This is a genomic window from Acinetobacter sp. YH16053, assembly GCF_013417035.1.
Taxonomy (GTDB): domain Bacteria; phylum Pseudomonadota; class Gammaproteobacteria; order Pseudomonadales; family Moraxellaceae; genus Acinetobacter; species Acinetobacter towneri.
The window spans coordinates 1-1,877 of record NZ_VPEP01000100.1; the positions used below are offsets into that span (position 1 = coordinate 1).

The window sequence follows — 1,877 nt, forward strand, 5'->3', positions numbered from 1 at the left end:
TTTTCCGACCTCCATTCGCGGTACGGCAGTCGGTGGTGCATTTAATATTGGCCGAATTGGTGCGGTATTTGCGCCCTTAACCATTGGTTATTTTGCCCAAGGCGGTTCTATTGGAACGGGCTTACTGATTATGGCTGCGGCCTATTTTATCTGCGGTCTGATACCTGCGCTATTTATTAAAGATCGTTTATACGATCCGCAAAAGGCCAATTAAACATATTAAAAAACCAGTCTGATGACTTAATGCCAGTCAGTTAAGAGATTGACTGGCTTTTTCTTGGGTATTTTTGAGGTTTTCCTTTTACAACCCTTGGATAACTCCTCACTCTTCTCTCAGGTATAACATACCGATTAGATTTCTCCATTAAACTTTCCAGATGTTTGGGTAGATTACCTGCAGAAGCCAAAGAGTCGAATCTGAGTAAATTAAGAAGGGCAATAGATGCAATATGAAAACTGATCCTCAACGGGCTTACTTTGGCACGTTGAGCCATATATTTCATTTGTCTTCTCAGCACGTTATAAGCAATCAAGACACCCCATAATTCTTGATAAATTAAGTCTGGCTGTTTGCTCCTTAAGTGCTTACCTTCCTGTAAATTGCTTTTAATTTCTCGGTAACACATCTCTATCTCCCAACGTTGAGCATATAACTTTGCTAAAGTTCGAGCTGGATATGTCTTTGAATCTAATAATGAAGTGATATAACGGCGGATTTTTCCTGCCTGCTCAACTTCAATTAAACGTGCTTCCCAGTAATCTCCTAATGCTGGATTAAGTTTTTTGGCTCTTGCTGATATTGGCATCCTGATATGAAAATCATGTGGGGAATTCCGTTTAATTATGTCATAACGTAAATTATCTTTAGCTCGCATAAGCCAATGGCTTGATTCTCCACGTGTTTGCCAGCCTATTAAAAAATCAGCAGAGAAATAAGCTCGATCAAACAAAGTAATACTTTGTGCTGGAGGAGATAATTGATTTGCTAATGTGAGTTCACCTTGATCCATACTGCCTATTTGGGCATCTATGATTTCATGAGTATTGGTATTCACTAGACACGTGGCTCTAACTTGTGGGTAAGGTGCTACAGCAGTTTTACCTTTAGATGAGCCAAAATGATTAAAATTCTCCTTGGTCAGTGGCATAGACCAAACCACCCCGTCAACAGCACATACACTAAGACCTTGAAAGGTTGAATATTGTTGTTGTGATTCATCAAACCATGCTTGGCTGATTAAGGAGAATAAGGCAGCTAAGGGTTCTCGACCTAAACGTTGTCGAGCTTGGACAGCTGCACTAGGAACACAATAATCTGTTGTACCAAACACGAGTTTTAATTGTTCTACCACATAGCTGATGGGTTGATTGCGAAACAAGGCAAGCCCAAGAACAAGCCAAACCACGTGCTCAGCAGGTAATTTTCTCCTTCTGATCGATGCCTTACCTGTTTGATGCAGGCTTGTTTCAATCCAATTTAAATCAATAAGTTCACAAAAATGGTTGAGTGATGGGAGAGCATGTTCAAGAGTGGATTCTAAATGTTCAGATAAAGACATAAAAAAATGAGCGTATTTACATACACTCATTTTTACTACATTTTACTAAAATTTGCTTAACTGACTGGCATTACACTGTAAAGTGGGTTTTTTTAACTAAGTCAATAAAAATTGATAAAGCATGCTGTTCGGTAAGTATCAAGGTAGTTGTCACCTTTTAATGATTTTAAATTTGTATTTTTAACCGATCAGGATTAAGCATAACAACATCCGTTCTGTGCTAATTTTTGGTCTGTTTCTACCATTCTCTATTCCCATCCTTAATATTTTCTAAAATTAACATAATACACGTTATACGAATCTAAAAATGGGAGCCTA

The 1,877-nt window shown here is 38.3% G+C and carries 1 protein-coding gene and 1 pseudogene; one reads left to right on the plus strand and one right to left on the minus strand.

The genetic code is table 11. The features are described from left to right. A pseudogene (locus FTV43_RS15260) lies at positions 1 to 214 on the plus strand (MFS transporter); the annotation flags it as partial. 40 nt (positions 215 to 254) lie between these two features. Here the strand turns inward: FTV43_RS15260 and FTV43_RS15265 are convergent. Further along, positions 255 to 1,559 (minus strand): IS4 family transposase, encoded by a 1,305-nt coding sequence (locus tag FTV43_RS15265; protein WP_152342363.1) that lies wholly within the window; start codon positions 1,557 to 1,559, stop codon positions 255 to 257. Between the last annotated feature and the right edge of the window lie 318 nt (positions 1,560 to 1,877).